Origin of the sequence: Arsenicicoccus sp. UBA6765 (genome assembly GCF_002453335.1) — a bacterium.
GTDB lineage: Bacteria > Actinomycetota > Actinomycetes > Actinomycetales > Dermatophilaceae > Arsenicicoccus > Arsenicicoccus bolidensis.
The window spans coordinates 44,562-62,328 of sequence record NZ_DKGR01000033.1 but is presented as its reverse complement, the minus strand read 5'-3'; the positions used below and the strand labels follow the sequence as shown (position 1 = coordinate 62,328).

Genomic DNA, 17,767 nt, shown 5'->3' with positions numbered 1-17,767 from the left:
TCACGGCGTGAGCACGACCTTGATCGCGCGGCGCTCGTCCATCGCGCGGTAGCCCTCGGCGACGTCGTCGAGCGGCAGCGTCAGGTCGAAGACCGCGCCCGGGGCGATCTGCCCGGCGAGCACGGAGGAGACGAGGTGGGGGAGGTAGCGCCGCACCGGGGCCATGCCGCCGGCCAGGGAGATGTTCTTGCGGAACATCCGCTCGACGGGGAGCTCGACGCCGTGCGGCACCCCGACGAACCCCACGCGTCCGCCGGGACGCGCCGCGGCGAAGGCCTGCTCCATCGAGCCGCCGGTGCCGACGCACTCCAGGACGCTGTGGGCACCGAGGCCGCCGGTGAGCTCGCGCACGCGCTCCGCGCCCTCCTCGCCACGCTCCTCGACGACGTCGGTCGCCCCGAGCTCCCGGGCGATGGCCTGCCGGGACGCGTGGCGGGACATGGCGATGATGCGCTCGGCGCCGAGCTCGCGGGCGGCCAGCACCCCGCACAGACCGACGGCGCCGTCGCCCACGACCACCGCCGTGTGGCCCTCGCGGACGTCGGCGGAGACCGCGGCGTGCCACCCGGTGGCCATGACGTCGGACAGCGTGAGCAGCGACGGCAGCAGGTCGTCGGACGGCATCTCGGGGGTGGCGACGAGGGTGCCGTCGGCGAGCGGGACGCGGAGGTACTCCGCCTGGCAGCCACCCACGGGCAGGCCGGCGCGGTCCTTGGAGCCGTAGAACCCACCGTGCAGGCAGGCGCTGTGCACCCCGGCCTGGCAGATCTCACAGGTGTTGTCGGAGTATGTGAACCCGCCGATGACGAACTGGCCGGGCGCGACGTTCTTGACCTCCTCGCCGACCTCCTCCACGACGCCGACGTACTCGTGACCGATCGGGTGGGGCTCGTCGGTGGGGTTCTCGCCGCGGTAGGGCCACAGGTCTGACCCGCAGATGCAGGACCGGACGACCCGGACCACGGCGTCGGTGGGGGTCAGGACCGATGGGGCGGGGGCCTCCTCGAGACGGATGTCACGGGCTGCATGGATCATCGTTGCGCGCATGCCACCATCGTGACATGCCAACCCGTCGCCGCATCCCCGCCGACCAGGGCGCCGAGGCGCTCGCCGCCTGGCAGGCCGATCCCGCAGCGCCGCGCCAGACGGTGGCCACGGCCGTGCGATACACGCTGGAGGAGCTCGGCGCGCGATACCCCGGGCGCTCCCTGGAGGTGCGCGTCCCGCCATACGGCGCGGTCCAGGCCGTCGAGGGCCCGGTGCACACCCGCGGCACCCCGCCCAGCACGGTCGAGACCGACGCGACCACCTGGCTGCAGCTGGCGACCGGGGCCCTGACCTGGACGGCCGCGGTCTCGGGCGGCCGGGTCCGCGCGAGCGGCCAGCGCTCCGACCTCACCTCGCTGCTGCCGCTGCCGCCCGGCGCCGGGACGGCCGGCGCCTCGTCCGACCAGGAGGATCTCGTATGACGCCGCGCATCGGCCTGACCATCCTGCCGGAGGTGCGCTGGAGGGAGGCAGAGCCCCGCTGGCGGGCCGCCGAGGAGATGGGTTTCGACCACCTGTGGACCTACGACCACCTCACGTGGGGCGGTCTGCCGGACTCGCCGTGGTACGGCACCGTCTCGACCCTGACGGCCGCCGCCCTGGTCACCCGGCACGTCGGGATCGGCACCTTCGTGGCGTCGCCCAACTTCCGGCACCCGGCGGCGTTCGTCCGGGACGTGCAGTCGTTGCAGGACGTCAGCGACGGCCGGCTGCTGCTCGGTCTCGGCACCGGTGGTGACCTCGACTCGCGCGTGCTGGGTGGGCCGGAGCTGACGGTGCGTCAGCGGGTCGACCGGTTCGAGGAGTTCGCCCGCCTGCTCGACCGGCTGCTGCGCGAGGACCACGTCGACCACGAGGGGGAGTACTTCACCTGCCGGGACGCCCGGACGCTCCCGGTCGCGGACCCCCGCCCCACGGTGGTGATGGCCGCCAACGGCCCACGGTCGCAGCGGCTCGCCGTCGCGCTGGGGGACGCCTGGGTCACGACCGGAACCCACGGCGACGACCGTGAGGCCTGGTGGCGCAGCCTCGAGGAGCTGTCGCGGCGGATGGACGACCTCGGGCCGCCGCAGGGCTTCCGCCGCTACGTCCACGTCGACCCGTCCGGTGACCTGTCCCTCTCGTCCGTCGACCGCTTCGAGGAGGTGGTGGGGCGGGTGGCCGAGCTGGGGTTCACCGACGTGATCACCCATTGGCCGCGACCAGACGGGCCATATGCCGGGGACCCGGCCGTCCTCGAGCAGGTCGCGGCACGCCTCCTGACGCGTCGGTGACCGTCTGACGCGTTCCCTGTGCACAACCGTTCACGGGGCAGGTGACGCTCCGTTAGTCTCGTCCTGAGGCGTCCGAGGGAGGACGCTTCCTGGGGGGGGAGAACGACCATGACATCGTCGCGGTTCTGCTACGTCCTGATGTGCCACGCCGATCCTGGGGGGATCCTGCGCGTCGTGGGCCGGATCCGCGAGCTCAGTCCCGACGCCGCCATCGTCGTGCGGCACAGCGTGCCCGGCCTCGTCTCGCGCGAGGACCTCGAGCCGCTCGGCGCGACCGTGCACCGCAGCGACATCGACATCGTCTGGGGTGACTGGTCGATGACCCGGGCGGCTCTCGAGGTGCTTGAGCACGTGAGGCGCACCGTCGACGCCGAGCACGTGGTGCTGCTCTCCGGCCAGGACTACCCGATCCGCGACCTCGCCGCCTGGGAGGACGAGGTGCGGCGCGCCGGCGTCGACGCGCTGATCGACGTCTACCCCCCGATGACCGACGACTGGCACTACCGCTGGTGGACCGTCGAACCGCCGCACGTGGGGCCGGTGCTGGTCCGCCGGGTCGTCAAGCTCGCCTGGCGCCTCGTGGCGCGCCGCTTCCGGTCGGTCGTCATGTTCTATCAAGGTCGGCGGGACCCCCGGTGGATCCTCGGTCTGCGACGTCCCGAGCTGCTGCGGCGCCCCGCCCCGGTGGATGTCCTCAAGGGGGCGCTGTGGGTGACCCTGACGGGTCGCGCCGTCGAGAGCCTCCTGCGCCGCCACCACGACGACCGGCTCACGCAGACCTTCTTCCGCACCGTCCGCATCCCCGACGAGTCCTACATCCAGTCCCTGCTGCTGGCCGACGCGCAGCTGCGGATCATGGACTGCCCGACGACCTTCGCCCGGTTCCGCTACGACGAGTGGAGCCCCACCTGGCTCGATCTCGACGAGCTGGCCCTCGCGGCCCGGACCCCGGCCGCCTTCGCCCGCAAGCTGCCCGCGGACGTGGACGACGCGGTCGTGGCCGAGGCGGACCGCCTCTGCGCCCGGCGGGGCGACGAGGTGCCTGCGATGGAGGAAGCGGTCCCGGGCGAGGTCAAGCTCACCGGCGCCGAGCGGGCCCCCGGGCTGCCCCCCGTCGCGACCGGGCTCGCCGCCGCGCGCGGATAGACTGCGGCGGTGAGCGACCGCCCTGATGTCAGCACGGACGCCGGCAAGGACCCCGTGCCGGCCCCCGCCACCGACCCCTCCCCGGCGCGGGGTGGGCGGCGCCCGATCTTCTCCCGCTTCATCGTCGTCGGCGCGGTTCTCGGCTTCGCGCTGGCGACCGGGGTGGCGCTGCTGCTGCGGCCGGACCCTGTCGCGGTGAGCGGCGCCAGCCAGACGGCGACCTATGGCATAGGGCGCGTCATGATGTTCTTCGGCGTCCTCGGCGGTGGCCTGGGTGCCCTCCTCGGCGCCCTGGTGGCAGTGCTCCTCGACCGCCGACGCTGAGGCGCTGACGCCGAGGCGACGACGGGTCGACCGCGCTGTGGGACACTGGGCCCGTGACACGAGGTGACGGTCGACTCAATCACGACATCCTTCCCGGCGAGACCGGGCCCCAGGACTCCTGCGGGGTCTTCGGCGTCTGGGCGCCCGGCGAGGAGGTCGGCAAGCTCACCTACTACGGTCTCTACGCCCTGCAGCACCGCGGGCAGGAGTCGGCGGGGATCGCGACGTCCGACGGAGAGCGCGTCCTCGTCTACAAGGACATGGGGCTGGTGTCCCAGGTGTTCGACGAGACCGCCCTCGGGTCCCTGACCGGGCACCTCGCCATCGGGCACACCCGCTACTCCACCACTGGGGCCAGCAAGTGGGAGAACGCCCAGCCCACGCTGGGCGGCACGGCCCACCACACGATCGCGCTCGCCCACAACGGCAACCTCATCAACACCTCCGAGCTGCGCGGGCTGCTGTCCGCCCGTCACGTCGACGGGTTCGGCACGGCGGGCGGGGAGCTGCGTCGTGGCAACACGACGGACACCGCCATCGTCACCTCGCTGCTGGGCAGCCGGGCCGAGGACGTCTCTCTCGAGGAGGCGGCCATGGAGCAGCTGCCCCTGGTCAAGGGCGCCTTCTGCTTCGTCTTCATGGACGAGCACACCCTGTATGCCGCGCGCGACCCGCAGGGCGTCCGGCCGCTGGTGATCGGACGGCTGGAGCGCGGCTGGGTCGTGGCGTCCGAGACCGCCGCCCTGGACATCGTCGGCGCCAGCTATGTGCGCGAGGTCGAGCCGGGCGAGCTGGTCGTCGTCGACGAGCAGGGCCTGCGCACGCGGCGCTTCGCCGAGCCCGAGCCCAAGGGCTGCGTCTTCGAGTACGTCTACCTCGCCCGACCGGACACGACGATCGCGGGGCGCGGCGTCTACGAGGCGCGGGTCGACATGGGGCGCGAGCTGGCGCGCCAGCACCCGGTCGAGGCGGACATGGTCATGCCGTCCCCGGAGTCGGGCACCCCTGCGGCGATCGGCTACGCGGAGGAGTCGGGGATCCCCTACGGCCAGGGCCTGGTCAAGAATGCCTATGTCGGCCGCACCTTCATCGCCCCGTCCCAGACCATCCGGCAGCTCGGCATCCGGCTCAAGCTCAACCCGCTGCGTGACGTCATCAAGGGCAAGCGGCTGATCGTGGTCGACGACTCGATCGTGCGCGGCAACACCCAGCGGGCGCTGGTCCGCATGCTGCGCGAGGCCGGGGCGGCCGAGGTCCACGTCCGGATCTCCTCGCCGCCGGTGCGCTGGCCCTGCTTCTACGGCATCGACTTCGCGAGCCGGGCCGAGCTGATCGCGACCGGTATCGACGTCGAGGGCGTTCGGCGGTCCGTCGGAGCCGACAGCCTCGGCTACATCAGCGAGGACGGCATGATCGCCGCGACCCACCAGCCCCGCGAGCAGCTGTGCACCGCGTGCTTCTCGGGCACGTACCCCCTCGGCGTCCCCGACGACCAGGCGGTCGTCCTCGACCCCGCCCACGCCTGACCGTCCGCGTCTTGCCCGGAGCCGGACGGCCCACCTGCACACCCGCAACGAAAGGTCCCTCGTGAGCGAGCCCATCACCTACGCGTCGGCAGGGGTCGACGTGGAGGCCGGCGACAAGGCCGTCGAGCTGATGAAGGCGTCGGTGCGACGCGCGACCCGTCCCGAGGTGCTCGGCGGGCTCGGCGGGTTCGCGGGGATGTTCGACGCCTCGGCGCTCGCCGGGATGCGCCGCCCGGTCCTGGCCACGTCGACCGACGGGGTGGGGACCAAGGTCGCCGTCGCGCAAGCCATGGACCGGCACGACACTATCGGCTTCGACCTCGTCGGCATGGTCGTCGACGACATCGTGGTGTGCGGGGCCGAGCCGCTCTTCATGACCGACTACATCGCCACCGGCAAGGTCGTGCCCGAGCGCATCGCCGCCATCGTCTCCGGCATCGCGGCCGCGTGCGAGCAGGCGGGCGTCGCCCTGGTCGGCGGGGAGACCGCCGAGCACCCCGGTCTGCTCGAACCCGACGAGTACGACTGCGCGGGCGCCGCGACCGGGGTCGTCGAGCACGACGAGGTCCTCGGCCCCCAGCGGGTGCGGGCGGGCGACGTCGTGCTGGGGCTGGCCTCGTCGGGACTTCACTCCAATGGGTACTCGTTGGTGCGACGTGTCTTCGCCCACGCGTCGTGGGACTACGACCGGGACGTCCCCGAGCTCGGCAGCACCCTGGGCGAGTCGCTGCTGACACCCACCAGGGTCTATGCCCGCGACCTGCTCGCGCTGATCCGGGCCGACGGCGTGGACGTCCACGCGCTGAGCCATGTCACGGGGGGTGGGCTCGCCGCCAACCTCGCGCGGGTCCTGCCCCAGGGGGTGCTCGTCACCGTGGACCGTGCGACGTGGACGCCGCCGCCGATCTTCGGTCTGGTCCAGGAGCTCGGCCGGGTGCCGCAGTCCGACCTCGAGCGCACCCTCAACATGGGGGTGGGCTTCGTGGCGGTGCTTCCCGAGACGGCGGTCGACCGCGCCCTGGACCTGTGCAGCGAGCGCGACCTGCCCGCGTGGGTCATGGGTCGGGTGTCGGACGCCGCTGACGTCGCGGCAGACCCCGGGCACGAGGTCGTGCGGGGCGCCAAGGGCGTCGACGGGGGATCGGTCCAGCTGGTCGGCGCCCACCGGGTCTGAGAGCGAGTCCGGAGCCGCGTGTGAGACGGGGACGGCGGACGGACGGGGAGGGTGTCACCAGCTGGTGACACCCTCCCCGTCCGATGTGCGGTATGCCGACCCGCCCGTCAGGGGTCGGGCGGCGCGACGACCTGACGACATCGGGTCACCCACCCGCCGAGGAGGCAGGTCGGGCCCGATGGGTCAGCGCCCACCGGCGGACCACCGGTCGTAGTCGTCGTAGCCGTCGTCGTCATCCGGTTCACGGCGTGGCTCGCCGGTGTCCCGTTGCGTCGATGCGTGCAGTTCTCGCTCAAGAGCACTCAGGTCGGTGTCGGGAGAGAAGTACTTCAGCTCCCGGGCAACCTTGGTCTGCTTGGCTTTGGCCCGGCCGCGCCCCATGGCGTGACCCCCTCGCGCGTCTGCCGGAGTGGCATCGCTGGCTGCGGCTGGTGCCGTAGCGGGCGGAGCGACCCCGGGAATCTCGTGTCTTCGTGAGGGACACGGTACATGCTGGGAGGGCCATCTGTGGAGTCGAGCATCCTCGCGTGCCCACGGGCAGTCACGGGACGTGATGTCCGGGCTGACTGGATTCGCGTTGGTTCGGGCGTTGATGCACCCATACGGGCGTATCGAGATGCACAGAACCCGCATATGTCACGATACGTAGTATTCTAAGAAGGAAATTGAGTCTACCCGTAGCCCGATTCGACTACCCAGGGTCACTTCTGAGATGGAAGCGGCCAGGTGGTGAGGCGCCGGGGGGCGTCGTTGCACGGGGGGAGCACCTTCCGTCGAGAGCGGGGAGATCACATGCCACACCGCGAGCAGGACAGCGAGAAGCTCTTGACCCCGGCCGAGGTCGCCGAGCTCTTCCGGGTCGACCCCAAGACCGTGACCCGGTGGGCCAAGGCGGGCAAGCTCAACTCGATCCGCACGCTCGGGGGGCATCGGCGCTACCGCGAGAGCGAGATCCGCCAGCTGCTCGACGGTGTCGGCGAGACCGCCCGCATGAGCCAGGCGACCTGAGCCGCTGCAGGCGCGTGACCCAGCGGTGGCCGGTTGCGCCACTGATGTCCTCCTCGATATCAGCAGATGACTGATACTGAGTCGGAAATGAGCTATTCTCTGATGTCGTGACCTCCTCCGGATCGTCCGACCCCGCGGTCTACGCGCTGCTGGGGGACGTCGTCGGGTCCCGGCGTGCCGGCAACCGGCGCGTCCTGCACGAGCACCTCGGCGCCGCGCTCCGCCAGGTCGAGCAGGTGGTGCCCGCGCTCGAGCCGCTCACCACGACGGTCAGCGACGAGTTCCAAGGGGTGTACGCCGACGTCGGGTCCGCCGTCCTTGCTTCGCTGCTCGTCCGGCTGCACACGCTGCCGCAGGTCGACGTCAGGTGTGGCATCGGGCGCGGCCTGGTGCAGGTGATCGACCACGGCCACGTCCCGCCCCTGCAGGACGGCAGCGCCTGGTGGGCCGCCCGAGAGGCCGTGGAGGAGGCCGAGCGCCGGGCCGCCTCGGCGGGCACGCGGTCCTGCCGCACGTGGTACGTCGAGGACCCGGACCGGCCCTCCGGCGCCGCAGCCACCATCCTCGCCACGCTGGTCCTGCGCGACGAGCTCGTCTCCAGGCTGGACGCGCGGCCCCTGCGGGTGCTCCTGGGGGTCATGTCAGACCTCACGCAGACAATGGTGGCCGAGCAGGAGGGGATCACGCAGTCGGCGGTCTCCCAGCTGGTGGCGCGAGAGAGCCTCGGAGCCATCAGGGAGGCGCACGAGATCCTCACCCAGCCTGCCCGCGACCGCTGAGGAGCACCATGACCTATCTCGCCGTGTGGCTGCTGGCGCTGGGAGCCGGCGACCTGGCGCGCCCCGGCGCGGAGCTCGGGGGTCGGCGGCCCTCGTGGCTGCCAGTCCTGGTCTCCGTCCCCGTGGCCGTGCTGTCCTGGCCCCTGCTCGGGCAGCGTGGCGGCTGGCACCTGCTCGCACTGCTCGGGATCGTGCTGCTGCTCGTCGTGTGGGCCCGCTCGTCGGCGGCCGCCGTGAGCAGCGGGCTCCGGGCACGCGACCACGGCGACGGCGAGGGCGACGGCGACGACCGCGCCCACGACCCCTCGGCCGCGGCCGCCGCTCTGCTGCGGAGCGCCGGACGGCACCGGCTGGTGGCCGGCGCCTCCCTCCTGGTGGGACTCGTGGCACTCTTCGCGCTGGCCGGGGTCGACGCCGCCGCCGGTGGGCCGCTGGCCCGGTGGTGGGGCTCGCTCGGCCTGCCCCGGCTCGGCCGGGTGCCGCTCGACCGCGCGCTGATGGTCCTCGCCGTGATGCTGGCGCAGATCGGCACCGGCAACGTCGTCGTGCGTCTCGTCCTCGACGCGGCCGGCGCGCACAGCCAGCCCGGGGTCCTGCGCGGCGGGCGCTGGCTGGGCCCGATGGAGCGTGTCTTCGTCGTCGGGCTCGCCCTCGCGGGCCAGGCGACCGCAGCCTCCGTCGTCATCGCCGCCAAGGGGATCCTGCGCTTCCCCGAGCTGCAGGACCAGCGCGGGCCGGGTCAACGGATCGACGTCGTGACCGAGTACTTCCTCCTGGGCAGCTTCACCTCGTGGCTGGTGGCTCTCGGGTGCGCCCTGCTCGCGCTCTGACCAGGCGCGCCGGGCCGATCGGGGCCCACGCCCCGGGCCATGCGTGACAATGGCGTCCATGAGTGGAGACATCGTCCTCGCCAACCGGTACCGCCTGGAGCGCCAGATCGGCCGCGGCGGGATGGGCCAGGTCTGGTCTGCCGTCGACACCCGGCTGCAACGCCGGGTGGCCGTCAAGACGGTCGACCTGGCGGCCACCGGCGACGAGGTGGCGGCCGAGAGGTTCCAGCAGGAGGCCCACGCCACCGCGGCGCTGTCCCACCCCAACATCGTCACGATCTTCGACAACGGCGTCGACGGCCACACGGCCTATCTCGTCATGGAGCTGCTGAGCGGGCCCAGCCTCGACGAGCTGGTCCGCGACCAGGGGCCGCTCCCGGTCGACCGGGCGCTCGCCTACACCCAGGAGGTGGCCTCCGCCCTCGGCGCCGCGCACCGGGCGGGCGTCGTGCACCGTGACGTCAAGCCCAGCAACCTCATGCTCGACGAGCGCGGCACCCTCAAGATGGTGGACTTCGGGATCGCCCGCCTGGACCAGGCTCGCACCAGCCAGCTGACGGCGACCGCCACGGTCATCGGCAGCGCGCCATACCTGTCTCCGGAGCAGGCCACCGGCGGGACGGCCACCCCGCAGAGCGACCTGTACTCCCTCGGCTGCGTCCTCATGACCCTGCTGACCAGCGAGCCGCCGTTCGAGGGCGAGCACCCTCTGTCGATCCTGCACCACCACCTGAGCACGCCCCCGCCGCTGCCGTCCGAGCGCCGCCCCGGGGTGCCGCAGGCCGTCGACGACCTGGTCGCCCAGCTGCTGGCCAAGTCGCCCCAGGACCGACCCGCCAGCGCCGCTGACGTCGCCGGCCGGATCGCTGCCATCCGCCGCGGCGCCGCGCCCTCCACGACGGTGCTGCCGGTCGCCGGAGCCGCGGCGGCCGCCACCACCGTGCTCCCTCCCGCGGTGCGGGCCCCCGAGCCCGCACCGCGCACGGTCACGCAGGCCACGGCCTACCGTGACGAGCCCGACCGCCCGCGGCGCCGCGGCATGGGGGCGCTGTGGGTGATGCTCCTCCTGCTGGCGGCGACGGTCGGTGCCCTGTGGTGGTTCGTGCTCCGGGGGACCGGCCCCTCGACCGACACGCCCACCGTCCCGACCCCCACGGCGACGAGCACCACCGCCCGCACGACCGCCCCCACGAGGACGACCTCGGCCCCGACGGTGACCGTCACGCAGACCCCCACCCAGAGGCCGACCTCCAGTGCCCCGACGACCCCGACGCAGGAGCCGACGACCCCGACCGAGCAGCCGACGACCCCGACCGAGCAGCCGTCGACCCCGACCGAGGAGCCCAGCGACCCGGCGCCGACCTGGACCGGTTCGGCCTCCGCGGCCGCGTCGACGCTGGGCGACGTCGTCCAGGGTGCGCAGCTGTCCGGGTCCTCGGGCAAGGACGCGTCCAAGAGCCTGCGCTCGCTCGACAAGGCCATCCGTCAGCAGGATGCCGGTGCCGCGCGCGCGGCGCTGGGTGAGCTGAGCGGCGCGGTCCAGAGCAGTGTCCAGGACGGGTCGGTCTCCAGCGAGACCGCGCAGTCCATCACGTCGGCGGCCGACGTCGTGGCCGGCGCGCTCCCCGCCGCCTGACGCTGCTGAAGGCCTCAAGTGCCGCTGCTCCGAGTTGCGGGCGGCAGGTGCGATCCTGACGACGTGGCACCACCAGTCGGCGGCCTGAGCGCCGTGGCCCTGAGGGCCGTCCATCGCAACGAGGCGACGGTCACCCTCGTCGTGCGACTCACCGCGCGCCTCTGGCTGCTGGTGGGGACGTGGGGGTGGGCCGACACCCCCGGCGCTGGGCCTTGCTGGCCCTGTGCGTGGTCCACGACCTGTGGCTGTGGTCGCGGCTGCGGGCCGGGCGCGGCCCCGGGGTCCGGTGGCGAGTGGCGGCGGACCTCGTCGACGCGACGGTGTGGTCGCTGCTGGGCTGGGCGCACTACCCCCACACGGCCGCCGTGATGGTCGTGATCCCGCTCGTCGCCTTCGTGTCGGCGCGGCGCCTGTCGACCGGCCTGGTGCTGACCGCCGTGACGATCGGCGTGACGGCGGCCGCGAGGTCGCTGGTCGGCTCGGAGCCCTACCTGGTGGTCACCACGGGGTTCGTGCTGATCGGCGTGCTGCTCGGCCGGTCCCTCGTGTGGCTCGTCGCCGAGGAGGTCCGGCGTCACGAGGCCCTCGTCGAGCGCTCGGCGCAGGCGTCGCTGGCCGCCGCCCGCCTGGCGGGGCGCAACGCCGTCGTGACGGGGGTCGGTGCGGAGGCCATCGACCAGCTGCAGGTGACCATCTTCGCCCTGGGTGGCGCCGGGGTGGACGAGGCGACCGAGCTGCGCAAGGCCGTGTCCCAGCACAAGCAGCAGCTCGGCCGGGCGACCCGCGCCGAGGCTACTACCTGCGGGACGCCTGCGACGTCTACTCCCAGGCCACCCGGTCCAGCGAGCCCGACGCCTCGCGCTTCACCTTCTTCGACGTCGACCCGTCGGCCGGCACGGTCGTCGTGAGCCGGTCTCAGGCGCGCCTGCTGTGGCAGCACCTCGCCGGACGCGGAGGTGGGGTCGTCCGGGTCCGGAGCGCGACGGTCGGCCCGAACGGGGAGGTCTCGGTGCAGGTCGACGACGAGACCGTCGTGCTGCCCGCGGTGGACGGGCAGCCGCTGTCCCTGTCGGTGACGGCGGCCGGCGTGGCGGCGATGGCGGCATACGTGCTGATCCTCGCGGTGCCCCAGCACTCCGTCGTGCCGGCGGCGATCGCGCTGCCCGTCGCCGCGCTCCTGCTCCTCTCCACGGTGGTCGCCCATCGGGTCCTGCGCCGCTGGGGACCGCCGGGGAACCCCTGGTGGCCCTGAGCGGTGCCGTGCCGATAGCCTGCCTCGGGGGACTCTGGTTCGCCGGTCACGGGCCGCGCGGGCCGGAGGACATGATGCTCAACATGCCGATGGTGGGGTGGGCGATGATGCTTGGTCTCGTCGTGCGGCCGCGACGGGCCGTCCTGGCCTGCCGCGCCGCACTGGTGCTCGGCCTCGTGCTGACCGCTCTGGCGACCGAGGGCACCCTGAGGTTCGCGATCCCCGAGCTCGTGTGGCCGCTCATGGCCTATGTGGGGTCGCAGTGCGTCAGCCGCACCCTGGACGACGCGTGCAACGAGGTCCAGGTCGAGGCCCGCGCCCAGGCGCAGGCCCGCACCGAGGCGGCCCGACGTGCGGCGGCCGGTGCCGAGCTCGACTACCTCACGACGGTCGTGGAGCAGGGGCAGCGACTGGTCGCCGGGGCTGACGCCGGGGAGCTGCGCGAGGGGGTCGCGGACGACCTGCGCCGGGTGAGCAGGCTGCTCGCCGAGACCCGCGCGAGCCTGGCATGAGGACGGGCGGGCGCGGATGAGGATCGTGATCGTCGACGACAGCCCGAGCGTCCGGGACGCCCGTCAGCTGTGGTTGCGGGAGGCGACCGACGCCCAGGTCGACGCCCTCGACTTCGAGGGTGCCCTCGCGCTCGGCACCCGCTGGGGGCAGGTCGACATCGCCGTGCTCGACGGGCACGACCGCAGGTCTCCCGAGCGCCGGGCCGCGGCGGCGCGGCGCTCGGGCGTGGACTCGATCCCGGCGCACGACCACTTCCCGGGCGCGCGGCTCGGGCAGGAGGTGCGCCGGCACACTCCCGCCGGCGTCACCAGCATCATCCTGATCAGCGCCTACGCCCGAGAGAACGAGCTGATCTCGCGCCGGATCGTGCAGGCGGGGGTCGACTACGTCTTCGACCACTTCGAGGTCGACCAGGACCGTGAGACCTTCGTGCGGGCGGTGACCCAGCCCTGGACGTTCTCCTCGCGCCGGGCCTCGATCGACTGGGCGGCCCTGGGCTACGAGCGCGCCCCCGACGTGCAGGCGGCCATCGACATCGCCGAGTCGTCGCCGGTCGCCGACATGGTGCTCAACGACGAGGCGCACGCCGCGCACCCGAGCGACGAGTGGACGATCCGGTCGGTGCGTCACCGGCTGGGTGATGCGCTGCCGGGCGGTGTCAGCGCCGGGGCCGGTCCACGCCAGGCGCGAGCCCCGCGCAAGAGCTGGCTGTCCCAGCAGCTGGGTCTGGCCCTCGGCCGGCACCTGCCCACCGACCCCGAGTGAGCACCCCTCAAAAGGTGGGCGTCGCACTTGAGTGCCGGGCGGGATGTCATGGTGCTGCGCCGGGGCCGCGCCGACGAGGGGGATGCGCGGCCCCAGGCGCACGCAGGCGGGGGGAGCCGCAGCGAGAACGACGAAGCCGCACCCCGGTCGGGATGCGGCTTGCTGGTGGCCAGGGGCGGGGTCGAACCGCCGACCTTCCGATTTTCAGTCGGACGCTCGTACCAACTGAGCTACCTGGCCTCGCGACATCCTCAAGATATCGCGAAGTCTCTCCCGAGGGAGAGACTGGCGACCCCGACCGGGCTCGAACCGGCGACCTCCGCCGTGACAGGGCGGCGCGCTAACCAACTGCGCTACGGGGCCAAAGGGTGAGGAGTGACTACCTCAAGCACTCCGACAACTCGCTGGCCGTGACCAACTTGTCCATCGTACATGCTCTGTATCCCCAACGGGATTCGAACCCGTGCTACCGCCGTGAAAGGGCGGGGTCCTAGGCCGCTAGACGATGGGGACCCGAATCTCTCGGGCCCTCTGCCGCTAGCGCTCTAGTAGCTCGAGCCCGTCGAGGACTCCGAAAGCATAGGGGACGGCGGCGGAGAACTCCTAATCGGGTCGGAGTCAGCGTCGAGCGGCCCACTCCAGCAGGCGATCTCGCGGCCAGGTGGTGACGATGCGCTCGGCTGGGACCCCGAGGTGCCAGGCCCGCTCGGCCCCCAGCTGCTGGAAGTCCAGCTGCCCCGGCGCGTGCGCGTCGGTGTCGACCGCGAACAGGCACCCGGCGTCCAGCGCCAGCGTGATCAGGTCGTCCGGCGGATCCTGCCGCTCCGGCCGGGAGTTGATCTCGACCGCGACGTCGTGGGCGGCGCACGCCTCGAAGACGACGCGGGCGTCGAACGACGACTGCGGCCGCTTGCCTCGGCCTCCGGTGACGAGCCGGCCCGTGCAGTGCCCCAGCACGTTGGTGCGCGGGTTGCTGACGGCCGCGACCATGCGGCGCGTCATCGCGGCGGACTCCATCTTGAGCTTGGAGTGCACCGAGGCGACCACCACGTCGAGCTCTTCGAGCAGGTCGGGCTCCTGGTCGAGCGATCCGTCGTCGAGGATGTCGACCTCGATCCCCGACAGCAGCCGGAAGCTGCCGGGCACGATCTGGTTGGCACCGGCGACCACCTGGAGCTGCTTGCGCAGACGCTCGGGCGACAGGCCGTTGGCGACCTTGAGGCGGGGGGAGTGGTCCGTGAGCACCTGGTACTCCCGCCCCAGCTCGACCGCGGTCATCACCATCTCGTCGATGGGGGACCCGCCGTCCGACCAGTCAGAGTGGCTGTGCAGGTCGCCGCGCTGCAGGACGACGAGCTCCTGGCCGTCGCGGGCCAGGGGTGCGGACTCGCGCTCCTCGAGCTGGGCGAGGTAGACGGGCTCCTCGCCGCGCAGCACCGCCTGCGCGATCGCCTCGCTGCCCTTGCCGATCCCGGGCAGGTCCTGCAGCGTCCCGGCAGCGGCGCGGGTCGTCAGCTCGTCGTCGCCCAGCGCCCCCAGCGTGGCCGCGGCCCCGCGGAAGGCCTTGATGCGGTAGCTGGACTCCAGCGCCCGCTCGAGCAGGAACGAGATGCGGCGCAGGGCCAGGACGACCCCGGCGGCGTCGGGGGTCAGGGTGTCGGCGATCGGCTCGGCGGAGGCGGAGCCGTGGCGTTGGGGTCCGGTGGCGGCGGGCTTCGGCATACGGCCATCGTCGCACCGCAGGGGGTGGCTTGGCCGAGGTGGCGCGGGTCACCTACGGTCAGGGCATGGCACTGAGCGTCTTCGACCTCTTCTCGATCGGTATCGGGCCGTCGAGCTCGCACACGGTGGGCCCGATGCGCGCGGCGCTGATGTTCGTCCGGTCGCTGGAGGCGGACGGGCAGCTCGACCGGGTCACGAGCCTGCGGGTCGAGCTCTACGGGTCGCTGGGCGCGACGGGCCACGGCCACGGCAGCGACAAGGCGGTCCTGCTCGGGCTGTCCGGAGAGGCGCCGGAGCTCGTCGACCCCCGCGCCGTCGAGGGCCGTCTCGCGCACATGCGCGCGACCAAGCGGCTGGCGCTGCTGGGACGCCACGAGATCGACTTCGACGAGGCCACCGACCTCGTCATGCACCGGACCCGGTCCCTGCCCGGTCACTCCAACGGCATGACCTGCGAGGCCGTCGTCGAGGGGCTGGAGGAGCCGGTGCAGCGCACCTACTACTCGGTGGGTGGCGGCTTCGTGGTGGTCGAGGACGGGTCCGGCGGCCATCGGATCGTCGAGGACGAGACCCCGGTCGCGCACGAGTTCCGGACCGGTGACGAGCTGCTTGCGGTCTGCGCGGAGACCGGCCGCTCGATCGCCCAGGTCATGCTCGACAACGAGCGCGCCTGGCGCAGCGAGGCCGAGGTCAGGGCGGGGCTCCTGGAGATCTGGCGCGTCATGCAGGAGTGCGTGGACAACGGCATCACCACCGAGGGGGTGCTCCCGGGTGGGCTGCGGGTCCGTCGGCGCGCCCCCGAGCTGGCGCTGCGACTCGCCCTCGAGGAGGGCAACGTCGACCCGCTGCGGGGGCTCGACTGGATCACCCTCTACGCCCTCGCCGTCAACGAGGAGAACGCCGCCGGCGGACGCGTCGTCACCGCGCCGACCAACGGCGCCGCCGGGATCATCCCCGCTGTCCTGCACTACTACGTGCGGTTCGTGCCGGGTGCCGACGACCTGGGGGTGGTCCGCTTCCTGCTGACCGCGGCGGCGATCGGCATGATCATCAAGGAGGGGGCCTCGATCTCCGGCGCCGAGGTGGGGTGCCAGGGCGAGGTGGGCTCCGCCTGCGCGATGGCCGCGGCCGGCCTGGCGGCGGTGCTCGGCGGGACGCCCGGACAGGTCGAGAACGCCGCCGAGATCGGGATGGAGCACAACCTCGGCCTCACCTGCGACCCCGTCGGCGGGCTCGTCCAGATCCCCTGCATCGAGCGCAACGCCGTCGCGGCGGTCAAGGCCGTCACGGCGGCCCGCACCGCGCTGCGCGGCGACGGGACGCACATCGTCTCGCTGGACAAGGTCGTCAAGACCATGCGCGAGACGGGCGCCGACATGAAGGTGAAGTACAAGGAGACGGCCCGAGGCGGCCTCGCGGTCAACGTCATCGAGTGCTGACCCGGCACGCCCCGGCTCGGTGCGCTTGGATGGTCGTATGACGAACGCCTACCGCCCCGCGCAGGACCGTTACGACGGCGACATGCTCTATCGACGCTGCGGGTGCAGCGGCCTGCGGCTCCCTGTCATCTCGCTCGGTCTGTGGCAGAACTTCGGCACGGACCGGCCGCGCGAGACCCAGCGGGCCATCCTGCGGCGCGCCTTCGACCGCGGCGTGACGCACTTCGACCTGGCCAACAACTACGGGCCGCCCTACGGCCAGGCCGAGATCCACATGGGGGAGTACCTCCGCGACGACTTCGCCGGGCTCCGCGACGAGCTCATCATCTCGACCAAGGCGGGCTACGACATGTGGCCGGGGCCCTACGGGCAGGGCGGTGGCGCCCGCAAGTACGTCCTCGCCAGCCTGGACCAGTCCCTGCAGCGGCTCGGCCTGGACTATGTGGACATCTTCTACAGCCACCGCTTCGACCCGGAGACGCCGGTCGAGGAGACGATGATGGCGCTGGACCACGCCGTCCGGTCGGGCAAGGCGCTCTACGTCGGGATCTCGTCATACTCCGCGGCCAAGACCCGGGAGGCCGCCGAGATCGCGAGGGCCCTCGGCACCCCGCTGCTGATCCACCAGCCGTCGTACTCGATGCTCAACCGGTGGATCGAGGAGGACCTGCTGGATGAGCTGGAAAGGCAGGGTATGGGGTGTATTGCGTTCACCGCCCTGGCGCAAGGCCTGCTCACGGAGCGCTACCTCCAGGGCGTGCCGGACGACAGCCGGGCAGCACGGGCGGGGTCGAGCCTGTCGGCGGACCAGCTCTCGGACCAGACCCTGCGGCACGTCCGGGCGCTGGCCGGTGTGGCGCAGCGGCGCGGGACGTCCCTGTCCCAGCTGGCTCTGGCCTGGGTGCTGCGCGACCCCCGGATGACGTCGACGCTGGTCGGGGCCTCGAGCGTGGAGCAGCTCGACCAGAACCTCGACGCCCTGCGGCATCTCGACCTCACCCCCGAGGAGCTCGAGGAGATCGATCGCGACGCCGTCGACGCCGGCATCAACCTGTGGGCACGATCCTCGCAAGCGTGACGGCGAGGGACGTCCTGGGACATCGCGGGCACTACGCTGCGGGTTCGATAACTACTCTCCGCGCACGGATTGGCGCATCCTTGTGAGAAAAACCGGCTCACCCGTCAGGCTCCCGGCGGCGCACCTAGAGTCATGAGTGGCCGTGATCTCCCCGAGATCTCGAAGGGGGGCGCCGCCGCACCTGGTGCGACGGGCTCGGAGGTCGGGGGAGAGACGTGACCGTCCCGACGTCGGGACGTCCCTGTCGGTGGGGCG

General features: G+C 72.5%; 19 protein-coding genes and 3 tRNA genes. 16 read left to right on the top strand and 6 right to left on the bottom strand.

All coding sequences use genetic code 11. The features are described 5' to 3' along the window. On the bottom strand, window positions 1-1,047 hold the full coding sequence (locus B4K29_RS09355) for a zinc-dependent alcohol dehydrogenase family protein (RefSeq protein ID WP_286967126.1): 1,047 nt from the start codon (window positions 1,045-1,047) through the stop codon (window positions 1-3). A gap of 14 nt (window positions 1,048-1,061) precedes the next feature. On the opposite strand from B4K29_RS09355, the gene B4K29_RS09350 reads away from it, so the two are divergent. From B4K29_RS09350 to purM, 6 genes are all read left to right on the top strand, one after another. Further along, complete coding sequence (locus B4K29_RS09350; RefSeq protein ID WP_286961661.1) at window positions 1,062-1,469, top strand: sterol carrier family protein; 408 nt, start codon at window positions 1,062-1,064, stop codon at window positions 1,467-1,469. After that, window positions 1,466-2,320, top strand: coding sequence for an LLM class flavin-dependent oxidoreductase (locus B4K29_RS09345; RefSeq protein WP_029210784.1), 855 nt, complete (start codon window positions 1,466-1,468; stop codon window positions 2,318-2,320). Before B4K29_RS09350 ends, B4K29_RS09345 begins: the two co-directional genes overlap by 4 nt. A gap of 108 nt (window positions 2,321-2,428) precedes the next feature. Continuing rightward, window positions 2,429-3,466 carry a beta-1,6-N-acetylglucosaminyltransferase gene (locus tag B4K29_RS09340; protein WP_286967125.1) on the top strand — a complete coding sequence of 346 codons (1,038 nt, stop codon included), beginning with the start codon at window positions 2,429-2,431 and terminating at the stop codon, window positions 3,464-3,466. Window positions 3,467-3,475: 9 nt separating this feature from the next. Further along, window positions 3,476-3,790, top strand: a complete 315-nt coding sequence (locus tag B4K29_RS09335; protein ID WP_029210782.1) for a hypothetical protein — start codon at window positions 3,476-3,478, stop codon at window positions 3,788-3,790. 53 nt (window positions 3,791-3,843) lie between these two features. Next, the gene (gene purF / locus B4K29_RS09330; RefSeq protein ID WP_029210781.1) at window positions 3,844-5,316 is read left to right on the top strand and encodes an amidophosphoribosyltransferase; all 1,473 of its coding nucleotides are present in this window, start codon (window positions 3,844-3,846) and stop codon (window positions 5,314-5,316) included. Window positions 5,317-5,377: 61 nt separating this feature from the next. Next, window positions 5,378-6,490 (top strand): phosphoribosylformylglycinamidine cyclo-ligase, encoded by a 1,113-nt coding sequence (gene purM / locus B4K29_RS09325; RefSeq protein WP_029210780.1) that lies wholly within the window; start codon window positions 5,378-5,380, stop codon window positions 6,488-6,490. A gap of 183 nt (window positions 6,491-6,673) precedes the next feature. Here purM and B4K29_RS09320 read toward each other — a convergent pair whose 3' ends face one another. After that, window positions 6,674-6,871, bottom strand: a complete 198-nt coding sequence (locus tag B4K29_RS09320) for a DUF3073 domain-containing protein (protein ID WP_019284959.1) — start codon at window positions 6,869-6,871, stop codon at window positions 6,674-6,676. 411 nt (window positions 6,872-7,282) lie between these two features. Here B4K29_RS09320 and B4K29_RS09315 point away from each other — a divergent pair, with 411 nt between their 5' ends. The 8 genes from B4K29_RS09315 to B4K29_RS09280 all read left to right on the top strand — a co-directional run bounded on the left by B4K29_RS09315 (window position 7,283) and on the right by B4K29_RS09280 (window position 13,273). Further along, on the top strand, window positions 7,283-7,498 hold the full coding sequence (locus B4K29_RS09315) for a BldC family transcriptional regulator (RefSeq protein WP_019284958.1): 216 nt from the start codon (window positions 7,283-7,285) through the stop codon (window positions 7,496-7,498). A 107-nt stretch (window positions 7,499-7,605) separates the two neighbouring features. Beyond that, a complete protein-coding gene (locus B4K29_RS09310; RefSeq protein WP_051274012.1) occupies window positions 7,606-8,277 on the top strand; it encodes a SatD family protein in 672 nt (223 codons plus the stop codon). A gap of 8 nt (window positions 8,278-8,285) precedes the next feature. Further along, a complete protein-coding gene (locus B4K29_RS09305; protein WP_029210777.1) occupies window positions 8,286-9,107 on the top strand; it encodes a hypothetical protein in 822 nt (273 codons plus the stop codon). A gap of 58 nt (window positions 9,108-9,165) precedes the next feature. After that, window positions 9,166-10,743 (top strand): protein kinase domain-containing protein, encoded by a 1,578-nt coding sequence (locus B4K29_RS09300; protein ID WP_169516826.1) that lies wholly within the window; start codon window positions 9,166-9,168, stop codon window positions 10,741-10,743. Window positions 10,744-10,928: 185 nt separating this feature from the next. Next, a complete protein-coding gene (locus B4K29_RS09295; protein ID WP_286967124.1) occupies window positions 10,929-11,651 on the top strand; it encodes a hypothetical protein in 723 nt (240 codons plus the stop codon). Then, window positions 11,648-11,995, top strand: a complete 348-nt coding sequence (locus B4K29_RS09290) for a hypothetical protein (RefSeq protein WP_286967123.1) — start codon at window positions 11,648-11,650, stop codon at window positions 11,993-11,995. Before B4K29_RS09295 ends, B4K29_RS09290 begins: the two co-directional genes overlap by 4 nt. Window positions 11,996-12,078: 83 nt before the next feature. Then, window positions 12,079-12,507 carry a hypothetical protein gene (locus B4K29_RS09285; RefSeq protein ID WP_286967122.1) on the top strand — a complete coding sequence of 143 codons (429 nt, stop codon included), beginning with the start codon at window positions 12,079-12,081 and terminating at the stop codon, window positions 12,505-12,507. 16 nt (window positions 12,508-12,523) lie between these two features. Further along, window positions 12,524-13,273 (top strand): response regulator, encoded by a 750-nt coding sequence (locus B4K29_RS09280; protein WP_286967121.1) that lies wholly within the window; start codon window positions 12,524-12,526, stop codon window positions 13,271-13,273. Between the two features lie 163 nt (window positions 13,274-13,436). Here B4K29_RS09280 and B4K29_RS09275 read toward each other — a convergent pair. From B4K29_RS09275 to B4K29_RS09260, 4 genes are all read right to left on the bottom strand, one after another. Further along, window positions 13,437-13,513: transfer RNA gene (locus B4K29_RS09275), tRNA-Phe, on the bottom strand. Window positions 13,514-13,559: 46 nt separating this feature from the next. Beyond that, window positions 13,560-13,636, bottom strand: a tRNA-Asp gene (locus tag B4K29_RS09270). 77 nt (window positions 13,637-13,713) lie between these two features. Then, window positions 13,714-13,786: transfer RNA gene (locus B4K29_RS09265), tRNA-Glu, on the bottom strand. Between the two features lie 105 nt (window positions 13,787-13,891). Then, a complete protein-coding gene (locus B4K29_RS09260; protein ID WP_029210773.1) occupies window positions 13,892-14,995 on the bottom strand; it encodes a PHP domain-containing protein in 1,104 nt (367 codons plus the stop codon). 65 nt (window positions 14,996-15,060) lie between these two features. On the opposite strand from B4K29_RS09260, the gene B4K29_RS09255 reads away from it, so the two are divergent. After that, window positions 15,061-16,434 (top strand): L-serine ammonia-lyase, encoded by a 1,374-nt coding sequence (locus B4K29_RS09255; protein WP_029210772.1) that lies wholly within the window; start codon window positions 15,061-15,063, stop codon window positions 16,432-16,434. Between the two features lie 37 nt (window positions 16,435-16,471). Beyond that, window positions 16,472-17,512, top strand: coding sequence for an L-glyceraldehyde 3-phosphate reductase (gene mgrA / locus B4K29_RS09250; RefSeq protein ID WP_286967120.1), 1,041 nt, complete (start codon window positions 16,472-16,474; stop codon window positions 17,510-17,512). The last annotated feature ends 255 nt before the right edge of the window (window positions 17,513-17,767 follow it).